22 protein-coding genes are annotated in these 19,441 nt (G+C 68.5%); 16 read left to right on the top strand and 6 right to left on the bottom strand.

Annotated elements, in window-relative coordinates; translation table 11 throughout:
• Positions 1-127 precede the first annotated feature (127 nt).
• From cobU to V5F74_RS02265, 3 genes are read left to right on the top strand one after another with little or no spacing between them, the layout of a single operon-like run.
• Positions 128-679 (top strand): bifunctional adenosylcobinamide kinase/adenosylcobinamide-phosphate guanylyltransferase, encoded by a 552-nt coding sequence (gene cobU, locus V5F74_RS02275; RefSeq protein ID WP_029558113.1) that lies wholly within the window; start codon positions 128-130, stop codon positions 677-679.
• Positions 676-1,308 carry a cob(I)yrinic acid a,c-diamide adenosyltransferase gene (cobO, locus tag V5F74_RS02270; protein ID WP_029558115.1) on the top strand — a complete coding sequence of 211 codons (633 nt, stop codon included), beginning with the start codon at positions 676-678 and terminating at the stop codon, positions 1,306-1,308. The genes cobU and cobO overlap by 4 nt, the downstream gene beginning before the upstream one ends.
• The gene (locus V5F74_RS02265) at positions 1,308-2,762 is read left to right on the top strand and encodes a cobyric acid synthase (protein ID WP_394006043.1); all 1,455 of its coding nucleotides are present in this window, start codon (positions 1,308-1,310) and stop codon (positions 2,760-2,762) included. Before cobO ends, V5F74_RS02265 begins: the two co-directional genes overlap by 1 nt.
• A 4-nt stretch (positions 2,763-2,766) precedes the next feature.
• Here V5F74_RS02265 and cbiB read toward each other — a convergent pair whose 3' ends face one another.
• A complete protein-coding gene (cbiB, locus tag V5F74_RS02260; protein WP_394006041.1) occupies positions 2,767-3,732 on the bottom strand; it encodes an adenosylcobinamide-phosphate synthase CbiB in 966 nt (321 codons plus the stop codon).
• Between the two features lie 170 nt (positions 3,733-3,902).
• On the opposite strand from cbiB, the gene V5F74_RS02255 reads away from it, so the two are divergent.
• From V5F74_RS02255 to V5F74_RS02240, 4 genes are all read left to right on the top strand, one after another.
• Positions 3,903-4,661 carry a metallophosphoesterase gene (locus V5F74_RS02255; RefSeq protein ID WP_245279380.1) on the top strand — a complete coding sequence of 253 codons (759 nt, stop codon included), beginning with the start codon at positions 3,903-3,905 and terminating at the stop codon, positions 4,659-4,661.
• A gap of 317 nt (positions 4,662-4,978) precedes the next feature.
• Positions 4,979-6,130: a polysaccharide biosynthesis/export family protein gene (locus V5F74_RS02250; RefSeq protein WP_374253305.1), complete on the top strand. Its 1,152-nt coding sequence runs from the start codon at positions 4,979-4,981 to the stop codon at positions 6,128-6,130.
• Between the two features lie 219 nt (positions 6,131-6,349).
• Positions 6,350-7,522, top strand: coding sequence for a vWA domain-containing protein (locus tag V5F74_RS02245; RefSeq protein ID WP_394006039.1), 1,173 nt, complete (start codon positions 6,350-6,352; stop codon positions 7,520-7,522).
• Positions 7,519-8,103, top strand: coding sequence for a hypothetical protein (locus V5F74_RS02240; RefSeq protein WP_394006037.1), 585 nt, complete (start codon positions 7,519-7,521; stop codon positions 8,101-8,103). Before V5F74_RS02245 ends, V5F74_RS02240 begins: the two co-directional genes overlap by 4 nt.
• On the opposite strand, the gene V5F74_RS02235 is transcribed toward V5F74_RS02240, so the two are convergent.
• Positions 8,089-9,102: a YcjF family protein gene (locus V5F74_RS02235; RefSeq protein WP_250168416.1), complete on the bottom strand. Its 1,014-nt coding sequence runs from the start codon at positions 9,100-9,102 to the stop codon at positions 8,089-8,091. The two genes, V5F74_RS02240 and V5F74_RS02235, sit on opposite strands and share 15 nt — an antisense overlap.
• Before the next feature lie 183 nt (positions 9,103-9,285).
• On the opposite strand from V5F74_RS02235, the gene V5F74_RS02230 reads away from it, so the two are divergent.
• From V5F74_RS02230 to V5F74_RS02210, 5 genes are all read left to right on the top strand, one after another.
• A complete protein-coding gene (locus tag V5F74_RS02230; RefSeq protein WP_029558124.1) occupies positions 9,286-10,017 on the top strand; it encodes a cytochrome c biogenesis CcdA family protein in 732 nt (243 codons plus the stop codon).
• Positions 10,018-10,131: 114 nt separating this feature from the next.
• A complete protein-coding gene (locus V5F74_RS02225) occupies positions 10,132-10,848 on the top strand; it encodes a metal-dependent hydrolase (protein ID WP_024279475.1) in 717 nt (238 codons plus the stop codon).
• Positions 10,849-10,937: 89 nt separating this feature from the next.
• Entirely contained in the window at positions 10,938-11,447 is a 510-nt protein-coding gene (gene coaD, locus V5F74_RS02220; protein WP_029558126.1) for a pantetheine-phosphate adenylyltransferase, read from the top strand.
• Between the two features lie 70 nt (positions 11,448-11,517).
• Complete coding sequence (locus V5F74_RS02215; RefSeq protein WP_029558128.1) at positions 11,518-12,078, top strand: peptidylprolyl isomerase; 561 nt, start codon at positions 11,518-11,520, stop codon at positions 12,076-12,078.
• Between the two features lie 95 nt (positions 12,079-12,173).
• Positions 12,174-12,632, top strand: a complete 459-nt coding sequence (locus V5F74_RS02210; protein WP_029558129.1) for a peptidylprolyl isomerase — start codon at positions 12,174-12,176, stop codon at positions 12,630-12,632.
• A 75-nt stretch (positions 12,633-12,707) separates the two neighbouring features.
• Here the strand turns inward: V5F74_RS02210 and V5F74_RS02205 are convergent, their stop codons facing one another.
• The 4 genes from V5F74_RS02205 to V5F74_RS02190 all read right to left on the bottom strand — a co-directional run bounded on the left by V5F74_RS02205 (position 12,708) and on the right by V5F74_RS02190 (position 16,058).
• Positions 12,708-13,478, bottom strand: a complete 771-nt coding sequence (locus V5F74_RS02205; RefSeq protein ID WP_024279471.1) for a proteasome-type protease — start codon at positions 13,476-13,478, stop codon at positions 12,708-12,710.
• Between the two features lie 116 nt (positions 13,479-13,594).
• Entirely contained in the window at positions 13,595-14,767 is a 1,173-nt protein-coding gene (locus tag V5F74_RS02200; protein ID WP_029558130.1) for a GNAT family N-acetyltransferase, read from the bottom strand.
• A 64-nt stretch (positions 14,768-14,831) separates the two neighbouring features.
• Positions 14,832-15,581, bottom strand: coding sequence for a glycerophosphodiester phosphodiesterase family protein (locus V5F74_RS02195; RefSeq protein ID WP_394006032.1), 750 nt, complete (start codon positions 15,579-15,581; stop codon positions 14,832-14,834).
• A 12-nt stretch (positions 15,582-15,593) separates the two neighbouring features.
• A complete protein-coding gene (locus tag V5F74_RS02190) occupies positions 15,594-16,058 on the bottom strand; it encodes a RidA family protein (protein WP_394006030.1) in 465 nt (154 codons plus the stop codon).
• A gap of 132 nt (positions 16,059-16,190) precedes the next feature.
• Here V5F74_RS02190 and V5F74_RS02185 point away from each other — a divergent pair, with 132 nt between their 5' ends.
• From V5F74_RS02185 to V5F74_RS02170, 4 genes are all read left to right on the top strand, one after another.
• Positions 16,191-17,012 (top strand): cell envelope integrity EipB family protein, encoded by an 822-nt coding sequence (locus V5F74_RS02185; protein WP_374253293.1) that lies wholly within the window; start codon positions 16,191-16,193, stop codon positions 17,010-17,012.
• Positions 17,013-17,018: 6 nt separating this feature from the next.
• Complete coding sequence (locus V5F74_RS02180; protein ID WP_394006028.1) at positions 17,019-17,309, top strand: acylphosphatase; 291 nt, start codon at positions 17,019-17,021, stop codon at positions 17,307-17,309.
• A gap of 104 nt (positions 17,310-17,413) precedes the next feature.
• Complete coding sequence (locus V5F74_RS02175) at positions 17,414-18,946, top strand: ArnT family glycosyltransferase (RefSeq protein WP_394006026.1); 1,533 nt, start codon at positions 17,414-17,416, stop codon at positions 18,944-18,946.
• Positions 18,937-19,425, top strand: a complete 489-nt coding sequence (locus V5F74_RS02170) for a GNAT family N-acetyltransferase (RefSeq protein ID WP_394006024.1) — start codon at positions 18,937-18,939, stop codon at positions 19,423-19,425. Before V5F74_RS02175 ends, V5F74_RS02170 begins: the two co-directional genes overlap by 10 nt.
• Positions 19,426-19,441 lie beyond the last annotated feature (16 nt).

Below are 19,441 nucleotides of genomic sequence, written 5' to 3'. Positions count from 1 at the left end.
CATGCCTATAGTCGCGGCTGTTTCGCCGGCGGTGGCGGGGAGGAGACGTGATGAGACTGTGCCGGGCCGGCCGCGCAAGCCGCGCCTCACACCGGTGCCTCGGCGTGCCGGCCATGGTGCGCGCCTGATGGCGGGGGCTGCGTCGGCCTGCGATCTCGTTCTCGTCCTCGGCGGTGCGCGCTCCGGCAAGAGCCGGTTCGCGGAAGGCGAGACCGTGCGCCATGCCGGCCCCTGGACCTATGTCGCCACGGCCCAGCTCGGCTATGGCGGCCAGTCTGACCCTGAGATGGAGGCGCGCGTCGCGCAGCATCGCGGCCGAAGGGGCGAGGGGTGGGAGACGGTGGAGGCGCCGTTCGATCTCGCCGCCGCGCTTGGCGCGCTTCCGCCGCATCGGCCGGTGCTGGTGGATTGCCTCACCCTCTGGCTCACCAACCATCTCCTCGCCGACCACGACCTCGACGCCGAGGCGGCGGTGCTGGACGCCGCCCTTGCCGCCCGGCCGGGGCCGACCATCTGCGTCGCCAACGAGGTCGGCTTCGGCATTGTCCCCGACAATGCGCTGGCCCGCCGCTTCCGCGACGCCGCGGGCCTCCTCAACCAACGCCTCGCCGTCCGCGCCCGCAAGGTGGTGCTGGTGGTGGCGGGCCTGCCCCTGACCGTGAAGGAAGTGACGCCGTGAGCGATCCCGTCCCCCCCTCTCCCGCCGAAGACGAGGCCGCCGCCCGCCACCGCGCCAAGATGGAAAAGCGCAAGGCGGTGCAGGACAAGGAGGTGGCCGAAAAGACCATCGAGAAGGGCCTGCTCGTCGTCCATACCGGCCCCGGCAAGGGCAAGAGCACGGCGGCCTTCGGCCTTGCGTTGCGGATGCTGGGGCGTGGCGGACGGGTCGGCGTGGTCCAGTTCATCAAGGGGGCGTGGCAGACGGGTGAGCAGGACGCCTTTCAGGCCTTCGGTGATCGCGTGAGCTGGCACACCATGGGCGAGGGCTTCACCTGGGAGACGCAGGACCTCGCCCGCGACAAGGCCGCCGCGGCCCGCGCCTTCGGCAAGGCGCGCGAGCTGATGGCGGACGAGACCATCTCCCTCCTCATCCTCGACGAATTGAACATCGCCCTGCGCTACGACTATCTCGACCTCGCCGAGGTGGTGGCCACCCTCGCGGCGCGGCGCCCCGGCCTGCATGTGGTCGTCACCGGACGTAATGCAAAGCCCGAGCTTCTCGCCGCCGCCGATCTCGTGACGGAGATGGGGCTGGTGAAGCACCATTTCGCCGCCGGGGTGAAGGCGCAGGCGGGCATCGAGTTCTGATGGCCCGCGCCCTCATGTTTCAGGGCACCGGCTCGGATGTGGGCAAGTCCCTCATCGTCGCCGGCCTCGCCCGCGCTTTCACGCTGCGCGGTCTCAAGGTGCGGCCATTCAAGCCGCAGAACATGTCCAACAATGCCGCCGTGACGGCGGACGGCGGGGAGATTGGCCGGGCGCAGGCGCTTCAGGCGCGGGCCGCGCAGGTGCGCGCGAGCGTGCATATGAACCCGGTGCTGCTGAAGCCGCAGGGCGAGACCGGCGCGCAGGTGGTGGTGCAGGGGCAGGTCCACGGCACGGCCAAGGCCGCCGCCTACCAGTCCCTCAAGCCGACGCTCATGCCGGCCGTGCTGGACAGCTTTGCCCGGCTGAAGGGCGAGGCCGACCTCGTGCTGGTGGAAGGGGCGGGCAGCGCCTCCGAGGTCAATCTGCGCGCCGCCGACATCGCCAACATGGGCTTCGCTCGGGCGGCGGACGTGCCGGTGGTGCTCATCGGCGACATCGACCGGGGGGGCGTGATCGCCAGCCTCGCCGGGACAAAGGCGGTGATCGATCCGGCCGATGCGGCCATGATCCGCGGCTTCATCGTCAACCGCTTCCGGGGAGACCCGGCGCTGTTTGCCTCCGGCATGGATCTGATCGCGCGTCTCACCGGCTGGGAGGCCCTCGGCCTCGTGCCGCACTTTCCCGATGCGGCCCGCCTTCCGGCGGAGGATGCCCTTGCCCTGTCCGCGCCGCCGCCGCCCAAGGCCGGGGCACGGCTGCGCATCGCCGTGCCGATCCTGCCCCACGTCTCCAATTTCGATGATCTCGATCCGCTCGATGCCGAGCCGGGCGTCGAGGTGCGCCGCGTCCGCCCACATGAGAGCCTGCCGCTCGATACCGATCTGGTGTTGCTGATCGGCTCCAAGGCCACCATCGCCGACCTCACGGCGTTGAAGGCCGGGGGCCTCCACCACGATATCCTCGCCTTCGCCCGGCGCGGCGGGGCAGTCATGGGTCTGTGCGGCGGCTACCAGATGCTGGGGCAGACCATCGCCGATCCCGAGGGCGTGGAGGGCGAGGCCAGGATCGCCCGCGGCCTCGGCCTGCTCGACGTCCACACGGTGCTGGCCGGCGAGAAGCGGCTGGAGGAGGTGCGCGGCACTGCCGAGGGCGCACCCTTCCACGGCTATGAGATGCACATGGGCGCAACCCACGGCGCCGATTGCGAGCGGCCGTTCGGCCATCTCGCGGATGGGCGGCCGGAGGGCGCGCGCTCCGCCTCGGGCCGCGTTGCCGGCACCTATGTGCATGGCCTGTTCGCCTCCGATGCCTTCCGCGCCGCCGTGCTCGGCTGGCTGGGCGGGGCGGGCGGCGGCATCGCCTATGAGGATGGCGTTGAGGCAACGCTGGATGCGCTGGCGGCCCATCTCGCCACCCATCTCGACCTCGACCGTCTGCTGGCGCTGGCGCGGTGAGCCCTCAAGCCAGCAGGGTCACGCCCGCGCCGGCCAGCACCAGCAGGATCATCAGGGCGTCCGCGCGGCGGTAGACCTTCAGCGCCATGCGCACGTCCTGCGCTGTCGCCTCGCGCCGGCCGTCGCCCATATAGGCGTCCTGCGTGAGCACGCCGGCATAGACCTTCGGGCCGTTCAGTTGCAGCCCGAGCGCGCCGGCCATGGCCGCCTCCGGCCAGCCGGCGTTGGGGGAGCGGTGGCGCGGGGCGTCGCGCAGCATGGCCCGATAGGAATGGCGGGGATGGGCACCGGGCGTCAGCGCCGCGCCGGCGATGATGAGCATTCCCGCGAGGCGCGAGGCCGGCAGGTTGACGTAATCGTCGGCCCGCGCGGCCGCCCAGCCGAAGGCCGCATGACGCTCGGTGAGATGCCCGATCATGCTGTCGGCCGTGTTGAGCGCCTTGTAGGCCGCACCGCCCGGAAGGCCTGCCACGCTCAGCCAGAGGGTCGGAGCCACCACGCCGTCGGAGAAATTCTCCGCAAGGCTCTCGATGGCGGCGCGGGCGACGCCCGAGGCGTCCAGCGTCTGTGGGTCCCGCCCCACGATATGGCCGACGGCTTCGCGCGCGGCATCAAGGCTGCCGGTCTCCAGTGCGTCGGCAACCCGCGCCACATGCCAGTGCAGGGAGCGCTGCGCGATGAGGCTGGACCCGGCCAGCCCAAGGATGAGCAGCCCGAAGGGGAGGGGACGCAGAGCCACCTCCAGCGCGAGGGCCGGCAGGGCGGCCGCCGCGAGCACCAGCGCTACCGTAACGACACCCATCAGGCGCCGCCGGCCCGGGGCGAATCCCGGCCGGTTGAGCCGGTGATCCAGTACAAGGATGAGGCGGCCGATCCAGATCACGGGATGGCCGATCCGCCGCACGAGTCCGGCCGGATATCCCAGCAGGGCCTCGAAAAGGACCGCCAGTGCCGCAAGCTCGAACGTCATTCTCTCCCCCGCTACCGCACTGCGGTAAATTATTGCACGGCTTCACGTCTGTGTGTCTTGTTGTTGTTGCGCTGCAACTAAAAGATCGCCAGAATCGAACTTGTGCGTTATATTAGGGGCTTGCCAGTGGTTCGTGCGGGGGCATTGACACCAGCAGGGATGTTGCGGACATGACGATGCTGAAGATCCGCCCGAACAGCACCGTGACAGAACACTATCGCGACCCGGCCATTCCGCTCGTCCCGGACCATATGCGCATCTATGCCGTCGGCGACGTCCACGGCCGTCTCGACCTGCTCACCGCGCTCCAGGCCGCCATCGACGAGGACATGGCCGCTCACCCCGGCCCGGACTGCGTCGAGGTCTATCTCGGCGACTATGTGGACCGTGGCGCGCAATCGTCCGGCGTGCTGGATGCCTTGATGCGGCGGCAGAAGGACCACAAGGCCATCTGCATCTCCGGCAACCATGAAGCGGTGATGCTCGAATCCCTGCTGTCGCAGGAGTCCTTCTCGCGCTGGCTGCGCATGGGCGGGCTTGAGACCGTCTTCTCCTATGTGCGTCCCGCCGCCGGTGCGGACGAGGCCCGGCTCTGGAACGAGTGGCGCGCCGCCGTGCCCGCCGAGCACATCTCGTTCCTGCGCCAGCTCACCAGCTATTTCGTCTGCGGGGACTACGCGTTCGTCCACGCCGGCCTGCGCCCGGGCATCCCGCTGGAAGAGCAGAGCCGCGAGGACATGATGTGGATCCGGCGGGAGTTCCTGGATCATCCGGACTGGTTCGGCCACTGCATCGTTCACGGGCACACGCCCATGAAGGACCCGGAAGTTCTGAGCAACCGGATCAACATCGACACCGGCGCCTATGCCACCGGCCATCTGACCTGCCTGGTGCTCGAGGGCGCGGACCGCTTCCTCATCGCAACCTGAGCGCGACGGTGGCGCTGCATTGCAAGCGTGCGTGCGCGTTGAGTCGCGGCTGCGTCGCCGCTTGCAAAAAGCGAGACTAGCAGCCCATTGGCAGCATTAACCTTTTCCCCTCGATCCAGCCCTACCCAAGTACGGTTTTTCATGTGGCCGATGAGCCACAGAGGCGGTGGAAACGGCGTCGTTGAGCCATTTCCGTGCTGCCCTGCAATATGCTCTCCTGCCCCCTCGTGTTAGGTAGAAGCACGCATCCCACGGGGGTTCTGGCAGTGCATTTTGCCACCGAAAATTGGCTTGGACGGTTCCGTCGTGTGACGGGGATGGCCGTATCGGTCGCCGTGTCCGTCGCATTGGCCGGCTGCAATCTCCTTCCCGCATCCGGGCCCTATTCGGTCGAGGTGACCAATCCCTCGACGCAGGACACGGACGGCCTGAGCTACAAGCTCGTGCCGCTGACCGCCCAGGTGGTCAGCGTGCTCTCGACGATGGACTCCCAGGGCCTGATCGGCACGTTCCGCAACGATCGCCGTCCGGTGCCGGACATCAAGATCGGCGTCGGCGACATCATCGGCGTGTCGATCTTCGAAGCCTCCTCGGGCGGCCTCTTCATCCCTGCCGAGGCGGCCTCGCGCGCCGGTAACTTCGTCGACATCCCCACCCAGACGGTGGACGTCAACGGCAACATCTCCGTGCCCTATGCCGGGCAGGTGAGGGCGGCCGGCCTGCAGCCCGCGCAGGTGGAGAAGGAAATCGTCGATCGCCTGCGCAATCGCGCCATCGAGCCCCAGGCGGTGGTCTCGGTGAAGTCCCAGCGCTCCAATTCGGTGACGGTCATCGGCGAAGTGAGCGCGCCGGTGCGCTTCCCGCTCACCCCCACGGGTGAGCGCGTGCTTGACGCCGTGAGCCGGGGCGGCGCCACCTCCAGCAAGGGCTACGACCTGTTCGTGACGCTGCAGCGCGGCGGCCGCGAGGCGACCATCAGCTTCAACCGGCTGGTGCGCGAGCCCGCGAACAACGTCTATCTGCAGCCCGAAGACACCATCTACATCTTCAGCCGCCCGCGGACCTTCCTGGCCTTCGGCGCGACCGGCAAGCAGGGGCAGTTCAACTTCGACAACGACGCCATCAGCCTCAGCGAGGCGGTGGCCAAGGCGTCGGGCCTCGTGGATGCGCAGGCGGACCCGCAGTCGGCCTTCCTGTTCCGCATCGAGAACCGCACCACGCTGGAGCGGATGGGCGTGGATGTCTCGAACCTCCCCGAGAAGCGGATCGCCACCATCTATCAGGTGAACTTCCGCGAGCCGACGGGCTACCTGCTCTCCACCAAGGTGCCCATGCGGGACAAGGACGTGCTTTACATCGGCAACGCCGGTTCGGTGGAACTCACCAAGTTGCTGAACCTCGTGCTCCTCGGCGCGCTGACCGTGGAAAGCATGTCCAGCACCAACAACAACCTTTACGGCCTGAACTGAGGATTTCCGCCGCCACCAAGGCGGCGGGACCTCTCCAGACAAGAAAATGCCCCGGCCGGTGCCGGGGCATTTTTCTTTTTCAGTGTGATTTTTTGCGGTGTCACTTGGCGGGAGGCGCTCGGCCGGCGATTTTGCGTGGCGGTGAGCGGGCGCGCTATGATCCGTTCCCGGTGGGCGAAACGGCCCCGCGACATACCGCGTTGGAAGGGTCAGGGCGCGATGTTCATTGCCTTCTTCGAGGCGCTCAAGGCCGCAGGCGTGCCGGTCTCGGTGCGGGAATATCTGACCCTCATGGAGGCCATGGACCGCGACGTGGCCGGCCGGCAGGTGGACGCCTTCTACTATCTCGCCCGCGCGAGCCTCGTGAAGGACGAGCGCCACCTCGACCGTTTCGACCAGGTGTTTGGCCGCTGCTTCAAGGGGCTTGAGCAGGCGCTGGGCGAAGAGGGGCAGTCCATCCCCGAGGAGTGGCTGCGCAAGCTCGTCGAGAAGCACCTCACCGACGAGGAAAAGGCGCAGATCGAGGCCATGGGCGGCCTCGACAAGCTAATGGAGACGCTCAAGAAGCGGCTCGATGAGCAGAAGGGGCGCCATCAGGGTGGCTCCAAGTGGATCGGCACCGCCGGCACCTCGCCCTTCGGCGCCTATGGCTACAATCCCGAGGGCGTGCGCATCGGGCAGGACGGCAACCGCAACTTCCGCGCGGTGAAGGTGTGGGACAAGCGCGAGTTCAAGGATCTCGACGACGGGGTCGAACTCGGCACCCGCAACGTCAAGGTGGCCCTGCGCCGGCTGCGCAAGTTCGCCCGCATCGGCGCCCCCGACGAACTGGACCTCGACGGCACCATCCGCGAGACCGCCCGCCAGGGCTATCTCGACGTGAAGCTGCGGCCGGAGCGGCGCAATGCGGTGAAGGTGCTGCTGTTCCTCGACGTGGGCGGCTCCATGGACTGGCATGTGGAGCAGGTGGAGGAGCTGTTCTCCGCCGCGCGCATGGAGTTCAAGCACCTGGAGCACTTCTATTTCCACAACTGCGTCTATGAGAGCGTGTGGAAATCCAATGCCCGCCGCGCCTCCGAGCGCATTCCCCTGTTCGACGTGCTGCACACCTACGGCCACGACTACAAGCTGATCTTCGTGGGCGACGCCTCCATGAGCCCCTACGAGATCACGTTCGCCAACGGATCGGTGGAGCACAACAATGCCGAGCCGGGGAAGCTGTGGCTCGAACGCCTGCTCACCACCTATCCCAAGGCCGTGTGGCTGAACCCTGTCCCGGAGCCGCACTGGGGCTATACGGAATCCATCCGGCTCGTGCGCCACATCCTCGAAGGCCGCATGTTCCCCCTCACCGTGCACGGCATCGACACCGCCATGCGGGAGCTGACGTGACGGCCACTTCTCCCGCGGGATCGATCGTCTATGCGCATCTGCCCCGCCTCGGCGGCGCGGGCGTGCGGCTGGAACTGGTGCCGGAGGCGCTGCTCTGGAGCATCGGCCCGCGCGAGGGCCGGCTCAGGCTGGTGGACATCACCTCGGTGCAATTGCGCTTCCTGCCGGCCAAGTTCGCCGCGCCGAGCTTCGAGATGGAGATCGCCGGGCGCGATGGCACGCGTCTGAAGGCGGGCTCCGCCTCGCGCATCTCGCTCACCGGCGTGCGCGACCAGCGGGAGGATTATGCGGCGTTCATCCGGGCCCTGCACCGGGCGCTGTCCGCCTCGGCCGCGACGCCCCGCTGCCGAGGCGGATATGCCCCGCTGCGCTTCTGGATGAGGGTTGCGGCCGGCCTTGCCGCGCTCGCCGGCCTTCTTGCGGTCTTCGGCTTCGCCATCCTGCAGCAGGAATGGGCCTTTGCCCTGTTCCTGGGGGCGCTGGGGGCGTTCGTGGTGTGGCCCACCGCCGAGATGATCTGGCGCAACCGGCCCGTCACCTACACGCCCGAGGCGCTGCCGCGACACCTATTGCCGGCGTGAGACGACCGCTTCCTCTTCCTCCGCCTTGCGCATCAGGCCGGTGGCCACGTCCGCGAGGCGCGGGGCGGGCAAAGCGGTGAAGGGCAGCGGCCGTGTGACGGCGATGGCGGCAAGGCCGAGCCGGGCGGTGAGCAGGCCGTTGACCACACCCTCCCCCAGCCGGGCGGAAAGGCGCGCGGCAAGCCCCTGACCGACGAGCTGCTGCACCAGCGTGTCCCCCGCCGCCATGCCGCCGGTCACGGCAAGGTGCCCGAGCACATGGCGCACGAGGCGGAAGGTGCCGAGCGTGCCGGGACGCCCGCCGTAGAGATAGGCGAGCCGGCGCATCAGCGTCACGGCGCTGTAGAGCACGAAGGCGAGGTCTACGACCGCGCGGGGCGATACGGCGGTGACGACGGAAACGTTGCGGGCGGCGTCCGACACCATCTGTCGCGCCTGCGAATCCAGCGACGGCAGCAGCGTGCGCTCGGCGAGGCGCACGAGATCGGCGCCGTCGATGATGCCGGAGAGATGCCCTTCCAGATCCATGCGCGCACGGGCGAGGGTGGGGGCGTGGGACGAGAGCTTGAGCACGTCCTTCACAACGCCCTCGGCGAGTGGCCGGTCGTCCTCGGCCAGGGCCCGCTCGGCGCGGTCGCGGATGTCGTCGAGGCGGGCCAGCCGCGAGAGCCCCGCCACCTCGCGCGCCACGATCAGCACGGCGGCGATGAGCAGGAGGGCGGTGACCCCGATGCCCACCCAGCCGAGCCACGGCGCGCGGGCATAGAGGTCTTCGACCAGCTTGCTCAGCCCCACATAGGCGGCAAGGCTCAGGACTCCGCCGAGGGCCGACCAGAACAGCCCGGCAAGGGACAGGCCCCAGCCCCGCTTCGGCTTTACCGGCACAGGAACGGGCAGGGCGGCTTCGACCTCCGCCATCTCGGGCGGGGCCAGGGTGATGTTCGCCTCGTCGAGGCGGAACACCTGCGGTCGCCGGGGGGAAGTGCGCTCGTCGCTCATTCCCTTGAGATGTCCCCGAATTGCGGCGCCCGCAAGGGCCGGGAGCGCGCGCGAACCGCGCAGGCCGCCGCTCACAAGCCGGCGAGCGCGGCGATGTGTGGCTTGCCCCGGCCGGCGCGGGGCTTCAATAGGAGCGCAAAGAAGGGGCGTTCCCGTCCACCAGAAGAGAGCCGCGACCCAAGAATGGCCGACGTGACCCTGCCTGCCGCCTTCCTCGCCGGCCTTGCGAGCTTCGTTTCCCCCTGCGTCCTGCCTCTGGTGCCGCCCTATTTGTGCTTTCTCGGCGGCAGCACGCTGGAAGACCTCGCCGGCGCGGAGCCGGTGAAGGAGGTGGAGCGGCGGGCGCTGGTCGGCGCGGCGCTGTTCGTCGCGGGCTTCAGCGTGGTGTTCGTGGCGCTGGGGGCGGGGGCCTCGGCCATCGGCGACCTTCTGCGCGCCCATCTCGATGTGCTGTCCATCATCGCCGGCATCGCCATCATCATCATGGGGCTGAACTTCCTCGGCGTGTTCCGCATCCACCTCCTGCACCGCACGGCGCGGGCGCATGTGCATGCGCCGACGGGGCTGTGGGGCGCCTTCGTGATGGGCCTCGCCTTCGCCTTCGGCTGGACGCCGTGCCTCGGCCCGGTGCTGGGTGCCATCCTCGCCGTGGCGGGGTCGGAGGCCACCGTCTCGAAGGGCGCGGGCCTTTTGGCCATCTATTCTCTCGGGCTGGGCGTGCCCTTTCTCGCGGCGGCGTTCGCCGTGCGGCCGTTTCTGCGCGGCCTCGTCCACATGCGCAAGATGCTCCCGATGGTGGAGAAGGCCATGGGCGCGCTGCTGGTGCTCACCGGCATCGCCTTCATGTCCGGATGGATCGCCCATGCGAGCTACTGGCTGATCGAGACCTTCCCCTCGCTGTCGACCATCGGCTGAGGAGATTGCGCGTTCGCGGGGCTTCCGGGATACTCCGCGCCCCGAACCCTTCCTCGCGCGCCGGCGCCATGCCGGACCATCCCGCGCACGCATGAAGCCACCAGAGGCAATCCCATGAAGATCACCTGGTACGGCCACGCCGCCTTCCGGCTTGATTTCGCCGACAAGGCCGTCCTCATCGACCCCTTCTTCACCGGCAACCCCAGCTTCCGCTCCACCGTGGAGGACGCCTCGCGCGGGGTGACGCACATCCTGCTCACCCACGGCCATGGCGACCATATCGGCGACACGCTCTCGCTGGTGGAGGACGCCGCCGACGCCAGCCGGACCCTGCCGGTGGTGGCCAATCCCGAGCTGTGCGCCTACCTCTCGGCCAAGGGCGCCGGCAATGCGCCGCAGATGATGAACACCGGCGGCAAGCTCGACCTCGGCGGCTTCAGCGTGACCATGGTGCGCGCCGACCATTCCTCGGGCGGCCCCGCGGCCCCGTCCGAATATCTCGGCAATCCCACCGGCCTCATCATCAAGGCGCCGGGCGAGCCGACCGTGTGGCACATGGCGGACACGGACATCTTCTCCGACATGGCCCTGCTGTGCGAGATCCACGCGCCGAAGGTGGTGTTCATCCCCATCGGCGACCGCTTCACCATGGGGCCGGAGGTCGCCGCGCTGGCGGTGAAGCGCTTCCTGCCGGGCGTGGAGATCGTGGTGCCGATCCACTACGGCACCTTCCCCATCCTGGTGCCCGATGCCTCCGCCTTCGTCGAGGCGCTGAAGGGCCACCCCGTGAAGGTGGTGGTGCCGGAGAGCGGCGGCTCGTTCGAGGTCTGAGCGGGGAGGGGGCTTTCCCGCCCCCCATTGCGTCCCGGCGCCCGCAAGGCTAGGCCTTGCGGGATCAGAACAGGCTGAAGACAGGCCGCATGAGCGAACATACCCTGCGCACCGCCATCTATGGCGGCTCCTTCGATCCGCTCACCAACGGCCATCTGGACGTGGTGCGCTCCGCCTGCCGCCTTGCCGACCGGCTGGTGCTGGCGGTGGGCATCCATCCCGGCAAGGCGCCGCTGTTCGCCGCCGAAGAGCGGCTCGCCATGCTCCGCGAGGTGTGCGGGCCGGTGGCGGCGGAGGAGAACGCGACGCTCGAGGCCGTCACCTTCGACAATCTCATCATCACCACCGCCCAACAGCTCGGCGCCACGCTGCTCATCCGCGGCCTGCGCGACGGCACCGATCTCGACTACGAGATGCAGATGGCCGGCATGAACGGCACGCTGGCGCCGGGCATCCAGACGGTGTTCCTGCCCGCCTCGCCCCGCGTGCGCCCCATCACCGCCACTCTCGTGCGGCAGATCGCGTCCATGGGCGGGGACGTCTCCGCCTTCGTGCCGCCGCAGGTGCTGGCGCGGCTCGATGCCAAGTTCAAGCGATAGCGCCCTCATTCGCCGCCGTGCCCATGCGGCCAAACCGCCCCGAGGCCGGGGCTTTCCGGGAGTGACCCATATGACGCGCCTTCTCGGCCGTTTCCTCGCCGCAGCGTTCGTCGTGCTCGCCTTCGCGCTGCCGGCGGCGGCCCAGACCAAGCCGGACCCGCAGAACACGCTCTATCTCGACACGCCCTATGGCCGCGTCGTCATTGCCCTGCGCCCCGATCTTGCCCCGCAGCACGTGGAGCGGCTCAAGCTGCTGACCCGCGAGGGCTATTACAACAACGTGCCGTTTCACCGCGTCATCGACGGCTTCATGGCCCAGACCGGCGACGGCCAGTATGGCAACGGCACCGGCGGCTCCAAGTATCCGAACCTGCCGGCGGAATTCTCCAACGTGCCGTTCAAGCGCGGCGTGGTGGGCATGGCCCGCGCCTCCTCGCCCAACAGCGCCAATTCCCAGTTCTTCATCATGTTCGACGAGACCCCGAGCCTGAACGGCCAATACACCGTGGTGGGCCAGGTGGTGTCGGGCATGGAGTTCGTGGACAAGATCAAGAAGGGCTCCGGCTCCAGCGGTTCGGTGTCCAACCCCGACAAGATCGTGAAGATGCAGGTCGCCGCCGACGCCAAATAGGCGCCAGCCAGAAGATGCCCCGCCGCGGCCGGCTCAGCCGCCGCTGCGGTTTCCCCGACCGGCGCCCGGTGCGCCGCAAGTGAAGGAAGAGATTGATGAGCGATGAAGTCCTGATCCTCGAAACCACCAAGGGCCCGGTGACCATTGCGTTCCGCCCCGACCTCGCCCCCGGCCATGTCGCCCGCATCAAGGAGCTGGTCTCCCAGGGTTTCTACAACGGCGTGCCGTTCCACCGCGTGATCGAGGGCTTCATGGCCCAGACCGGCGATCCGACCGGCACCGGCATGGGCGGCTCGGGCAAGAAGCTGAAGGCGGAGTTCAATGCCCAGCCCCACGTCCGCGGCACCTGCTCCATGGCCCGCGCGCAGAATCCCGATTCCGGCGACAGCCAGTTCTTCATCTGCTTCACCGACGCCCGCTTCCTCGACCGCCAGTACACGGTGTGGGGCGAGGTGATCGAAGGCATGGAGAACATCGACCAGATCAAGCGCGGCGAGCCCGTGAAGGATCCGGACAAGATCGTCACCGCCAAGCTCGCCCCCAAGGCGGCCTGATCTACGGCCTCCGAGGCCGCCGAAATGAAGAGGGCGCCCGCTGGGGCGCCCTTTTTCATTCGGCCTGAGCTTGCCTCAGGCCTCGTTGACCACCCGTGGGCGGCCGTTCTTGAGGTAGGGGGGCTTGGGGATGGAGGCGTGGGCCGAGCGCAGCGCGGCCGACCAGCGCTCCCGCAGATCGTGGAAATAGGGCTCGCCGGGCTCGATGCGATAGATCAGCTCGGAGCGGAGCGAATCCGGCGTCACCACCATCACGTCGATGGGCAGGCCCACCCCGAGGTTGGAGCGCATGGTGGAATCCATGGAGATGAGGCTCGATTTCAGCGCCTCGGAAATCTCCATGTCGTAGTTCACCGCGCGGTCCAGCACCGGCTTGCCGTATTTGTGCTCGCCGATCTGCAGGAAGGGCGTGTCCTGCGTGCATTCGATGAAATTGCCGGCGGAATAGACCATGTAGAGCCGCAGGCTGTCGCCGGCGATCTGGCCGCCGAGCAGGAAGGACACGTCGAAGCTGACGTTCGACTGCTCCATGAAGGCGCCGTTGACCTTGTGGACCTGGCGGATGGCGGTGCCCACGAGCTGGGCGGCCTGGAACATGGTCCGGCAGTCGCGCAGCTGCCTGCGCTCCCCGACTTCGTGATCCTCCACGCCCTCGTGCAGCATGCTGACGACGGACTGGGAGACGGACAGGTTGCCAGCCGTGGCAAGGCCCAGCACGTGATGGCCCGGCTCCTCGAAGATGTGGAGCTTGCGGAAGGTGGAAATGTTGTCGAGGCCCGCATTGGTCCGCGTGTCGGCGATCAGCACCAGACCGTCCCGGACCAGAACCCCACAGCAATACGTCATCGCCTGTCCCCAAATTGGCGGGGGGACTATAGCGACCCGCCCGTGAGCCGGGCAACCGGGCGGATGATGTCGCGTGGCGAAGAGGGGGAACGGAAGCGTGAGGCCGCCTTGGGCCTTCAGTCCTGCTCCTCCTCCACGCACCGCCGGAAGGGGCCGAGCTCGGTCAGTACGGCCGAATCCTCCTCCACATGGGTGCGCTCGCGCTCCAGATACTGCGCGACGGCCCCCGCGAGGCCCTGGTGCACGATGTAGTGAGCGGAATAGGTGGCCTTGGGCAGATAGCCCCGCGCCAGCTTGTGCTCGCCCTGTGCGCCGGCCTCCACCACCTTGAGGCCGGTGGCGATCGCATAGTCGATGGCCTGATGGTAGCAGACCTCGAAATGCAGGAAGGGGTGGTGCTCCACCGCGCCCCAGTAGCGGCCATAGAGCGTTTCGGCGCCAATGAAATTCAGGGCGCCGGCGATGTAGCGCCCGTCCCGCCGCGCCATCACCAGCAGGATCTGGTCGGCCATCCGCTCGGCGGCGCGCTGGAAGAACTGGCGGTTGAGATAGGGCGTGCCCCATTTGCGGCCGCCGGTGTCGAGATAGAACATGAAGAAGGCGTCGAAGGCCTCTTCCGTCAGGGTCTTGCCGGTGAGCCACTCGATGGAGATGCCATCCGCGATGGCCTCCCGCCGCTCCTTCTTCAGCGCCTTGCGCTTGCGCGAGGCGAGTTCGGCGAGGAAATCGTCGTAGGTGGCGTAGCCCGAATTGGTCCAGTGAAACTGCCGGTCGGTGCGCTTGAGGAAGCCGAGGGATGCGAGCTCCTCCCATTCCTCCTCGGTGGAAAAGGTCACATGGGCCGAGGACGCGCCGCGCAGCCGCACCAGCTGCTTGATGCCGGCGCCCAGCGCCAGCCGGCCCACCGGATCGTCGGGATCCTTCAGAAGGAGGCGCCGGCCGGTGACGGGGGTGAAGGGCACCGCCACCTGCACCTTGGGGTAATATTCTCCACCCGCCCGCATATAGGCGTCGGCCCAGCCCTGATCGAAGACATATTCCCCGCGCGAATGGGACTTCAGATAGGCGGGGCAGACTGCTGCGGCCTTGCCGTCCGGCCCGTCGAGCACGAGGTGCTGCGGCAGCCAGCCGGTGCGCGCGGCGGCGCAGCCGGATTCCTCCAAGGCGGAGAGGAAAGCGTGGCTCACAAACGGTTCGGGGCGGGCCGCCCCACCCGCCGCGCAGGCGTCCCATTCGGCCGCCTTGATCTCGGACAGGTTGGGCAGGATGCGGATGTGGGCGTCGGGCATCGAGCTTAAGTGTGCATTGCGGCAGAGCCTGACCACCGCGACAGGACGCCGCAGATTTACGCCCCTATCCCTGCGGCGTGAAGCCCTCGAAGACGATCTGGTCGGCCCCTGCCAGCGCGCGGGCGGCATCATTCGGGCTGCGAACCGTCCAGGCGGTCACGGGCACGCCCCGCGCGCGGGCCGCGATCAGCGCCGGATGCTCCAGATCGGTGAAGTGATAGGTGATGAAATCGTAGCCGCTCGAGGTATGGTGATCCATGTCCGCCAGCATCCGCGCGCGCTCGGGCGTCATGCCGGGCCAGTGGGCGCCGTCATAGCGGGCCTGGGCGATGATGCCGCGCGGAATGTGCGGCGCCCGGGCCTTCGCCTCGGCCAGCATCTGCGGGTCGAAGGAGATCAGCGCGACCTTGCCGCCATAGCCCTTGAGCACCTCCACCGCCCGCGCCACGAGCCGCGTGTCGCCGGAAAACGCGCTCTTGATCTCGATGAAAAGCGGCACCCGCCCGCCGACGCGGGCGAGGAAGGCGGCGAGGGTGGGAATCGTGTCCGGCGTGCCCGCCAGCGCCGTGCGCCCTAACTCCGCAGCGCTGAGCGCCGAGACCGCGCCCTTGGCCGCCGTGAGGCGATCGAGGGTGAAGTCGTGGAACACCACGGCCTCGCCATCGGCGCTGATCTGGATGTCCAGCTCGATGGGATAACCCGCGTCGGCCGCCGCCTCGGCGGCCGACAGGGCGTTCTCGATGATGCCGCGCGCCTTGTCGTGCAGGCCGCGATGGGCGACCGGGCGGGCGGTGATCCAGCTCAGGTCTCCCATGGGTCTCTCCGCTCAGGCGATCTCGACGATGGCTTCGACTTCCACCGAGGCATCGAAGGGCAGGCCGGAGACGCCCACGGCCGAACGCGCATGGCGGCCCTTGTCGCCCAGCGCCTCGACGAAGAAGTCCGAGCAGCCGTTGACGACCTTGGGATGGTCGGTGAAGTCGCCCGTGGCATTGACGAAGCCGACGAGCTTCACGATCCGCACCACCTTGTCGAGGTCGCCGATGGCGGCCTTCACCTGGGCGAGGATGTTGATGGCGCAGAGCTTCGCGGCAGCCTGGCCGGCTTCGATGCTGACGCCGGCGCCGAGCTTGCCGGTGGCGATCTTGCCGTCGCCGTCGACGGAAACCTGCCCGGAAATGAACAGCAGGTTGCCGGTGCGCACCGCCGGCACATAATTGGCGATGGGCGGCTTGGGGCTCGGCAAAGTGATTCCGAGTTCGGCGAGCTTCTTTTCGACGGATGAAGTCATGATGGCCTCCTGCCATATGCAGCGCGCAATTAAGCCATCCTCTTCGCCGAAGAGCCGCGCCGGCGCAAGCAACGCGATAAGCGGGCGGCACGCATGCGTTGTCCGCGCCGGACGCCCGGAAGGAGTTGAGACATGACCAAGCATTTGCGCCTCGCCGCGGCGACGATGGCCGGCCTGTGGTGCTTCTCCGCGCTGCCCGCCGGCGCGGTGAACCTGCTGCCGCACAAGGCGACCTACCGCCTCTCCCTCGACGGCTCCAAGCCCTCGGGCCAGCTCGAGGAGATGAACGGCGAGATTCGCTACGAGATCACCGGCGACGCCTGCGCCGGCTACACCACCGTCACCAGCCAGCAGAGCGCCGCCTCCACCGGTGGCGAGCCGCTGCGGCAGACCGTCACCTCCAAGGCCTGGGAAGACGGCGCCGGCAAGACCTATCGTTTCCTCGCCACCACCCAGGGCGGCGACGACGACGGGCTGGAGCTTGAGGCCAATGTCGAGCGACAGGAGCCGCCGGCCCTGCGGGTCGTCGTCACCAAGCCCGAGTCGGCCACCTTCACCCTCAAGGGCGACATCCTGATGCCCACCGAGCATGTGAAGAAGGTGCTGGCCGCGGCCGCGGCCGGGGAAAGCGTCTATCAGGCCAAGGTCTACGACGGCGCGACCGACCCGCAGAAGGTGTTCGACACGCTGGCCGTCATCGGCCGTCCCAGCACCGACGAGACCCGCCTCGCGGCGCCGGCCAAGGCGACGCTCGCCGGGCGCACCTTCTACCCCGTCACCATCAGCTATTTCGACGAGGGCGGCGTGGACCGCACGCCCGCTTATGTCATGAGCTTCTCACTCTATGACAATGGCGTCGTGGGGAGCCTCAAGATCGACTATGGCCGCTTCGCCCTGGTCGGCGCCATGGCCTCGTTCGAGGCGCTGAACCCGCCCGGCGCCTGCACGGAATAGGCGCCCATGCGCTATGTCCATGTGATGCTGCGCGGGCGGGTGCAGGGTGTCGGCTATCGCGCGTGGTGCGCGCGGGAGGCGGCGGGGCGCGGCCTCCTCGGCTTCGCGCGCAACCGCCGTTCCGGTGCCGTCGAGGCGGTTTTCGCAGGTCCGCCGGACGTGGTCGAGGCCATGCTCACGGCGTGCCGCGCCGGCCCGGCCGGTGCCCGCGTCGATGAAATGCTGGTGCATGAGGTCTCCGAGGCGGCGCTGGCCGCCGGCGGGCGCGAGCGCTTCATCGTGCTCGAAACCCTCTAGTTTTCCCCGGCCGTTCCGGCATCGCTGGCCGCCGCAGCCCCGCGCCCCACGCGGTGGCGCAGCAGGCGGCACGCCGGTATAGAGGCGCTGATGAGGAGTGCCCCGTGACCGACACTTATCTCGACAGGGATGCGTCCGCGCCCGCAGCGGCTGGCGCGCAGGGGGCCGTTCCCTTCTGGGCCCGGCCCGAAGGCGTCGCCTTCATTGTCGGCCTCTGGATGGTGCTGCATGCGGTGATCGCAGTGGTGTTCGAGATCGCGGTGAACGCGGACGACGCCATCGAGAGCTACATGGTGCAGTCGCTGCAGCTGTCGTACGTCCCGCGCAACCCGCCGCTGTTCGACTGGCTCCTGTGGGCCCTGCAGCGCGTGTTCGGCGTCGGCACCCTGTCCTTCGCGGTGCTGCGCTACACGCTGCTGTTCGCCTGCGCCATGCTGGTCTACCGGGTGGCGCGGCGGATGATCGCCGATCCCCGGCTGCAGGCGCTCGCCACCTTCTCGCTCTCGTTCATCTGGGTGCTCGGCTATCACAGCCATCGCATCCTGACCCATTCCAACGTGATGATCGTCGCCATCGCCGGCGCCTTCCTCACGGTGATGGCTTTGAGCCGCCATCGCAGCCTTGGCCTTTATGCCGGGCTCGGCCTGTGGATCGCCGCCGGCACGCTCGGCAAGTTCGGCTTCGTGGCCTTCATCGGCGTGCTGCTGGTGGCCTGCCTGCTGGAGCCGACGTACCGGAAGGTGATTCTCGATCCCCGCCTTCTCGTCACGTTCGTGGTAGCGGCGGTGCCCCTCGGCATCTACGGCTTCGCCCTCTGGCACTACGGCCAGAACGTGGCCGAGGCCACGGCCCAGACCATCGGCATCACCGGCGCGGGATGGGACGCGGTGGTCTCCACCATGGTCGGTGCCCTGTTCGGCTATGTGCTGCCTTTGGTGCTGGTCGTCGCGCTGGTGTTCCTTCCCTACAATCGCGGCGACGGGGCCACGCCCGACGCCCCCGAGCGGGGCGCCGCGCGGCGCGTGCTGCGGTCCGTCATCGTCATCGGCATCGTCGTCACTTTCGCTTCGACGCTGGCCATGGGCACCGCGAGCCTGCGCGACCGCTATTTTCACGTCTTCCTGCTGCTGCTGCCGGTCTATCTGTTCGCCGAGCTGGAACGGCTCGGCGGCTGGCGTCCGCGGGTGTGGATCTATCTCACCCTGCTGGCGGTGGTCAGCGGCGGCATCATGATCTCGCGGATGGTGGTGCCCCTGTGGCCCGACCCCCGGCTGTGCGGGCGCTGCATCGCGGCCGAGCCGCTCTACAAGCTCCAGGTGGCGATCGCGAACAAGCTCGGCGACGCGCCGACCCTCGTGGCCGACGACCGCACGTCCGCCGGCCGGCTCAGGGCGGCCATTCCCGGCGCGCGGGTCGTCATCGTGCGCGAGAACCAGTACCGGCCGCCGTCCCGCCCCACCACCGGCTGCGCCCGCGTCACCGGCATCTTCAACGGCCTGCCCAAGCTGCTCCTGCCGCCGGCGGATCAAAATACCATCGAAGTGTCGGTGAAATGGTGGTCCCCGTGGATGAATCCCCACCGCTGGAGTGACTGGCAGATGACCATTCTCCCGCCGGACGATCCGCTGTGCCGGTGACGCCCGAGCTGGCCGTGCCCGGCGGCCTCCAGATCCGCGAGGCCCGCACCGAGGACCTTCCCGCGCTGGTGGCGCTATTCGCCTCCGACACGCTGGGCGGCCACGGCGACACAACCGCGCCGGAGGCGCTGGATCACTATCGCGCCGCCTTTGCCGCCATCGCGGACGATCCGCGGGCGTGCCTTTACGCGGCAGAACTGGACGGGCGTGTCGTGGGCACGTTCCAGCTGATGTTCGTGACCAGCCTGCCGGGGCGGGGAGCGAAGCGGGCGCTTATCGAGGCGGTGCAGGTGGACGAAAGCCTGCGCGGCCGGCGCATCGGCGAGGCCATGGTGCGCTTCGCCATCGAGAAGGCCGCTGCGGAAGGCGCGGTGACGCTCGCGCTCACCTCCAGCAAGCTGCGCACCGATGCGCACCGATTCTACCGCCGGCTCGGCTTTTCGAACTCCCACGAGGGCTTCAAGATCGTTCTGGCCTAGGAGGCGGGCGCCTTCG

This window comes from Xanthobacter aminoxidans (genome assembly GCF_043193615.1).
Classification (GTDB): Bacteria; Pseudomonadota; Alphaproteobacteria; order Rhizobiales; family Xanthobacteraceae; genus Xanthobacter; species Xanthobacter aminoxidans.
This window is presented reverse-complemented; position numbering and strand designations above follow the sequence as displayed.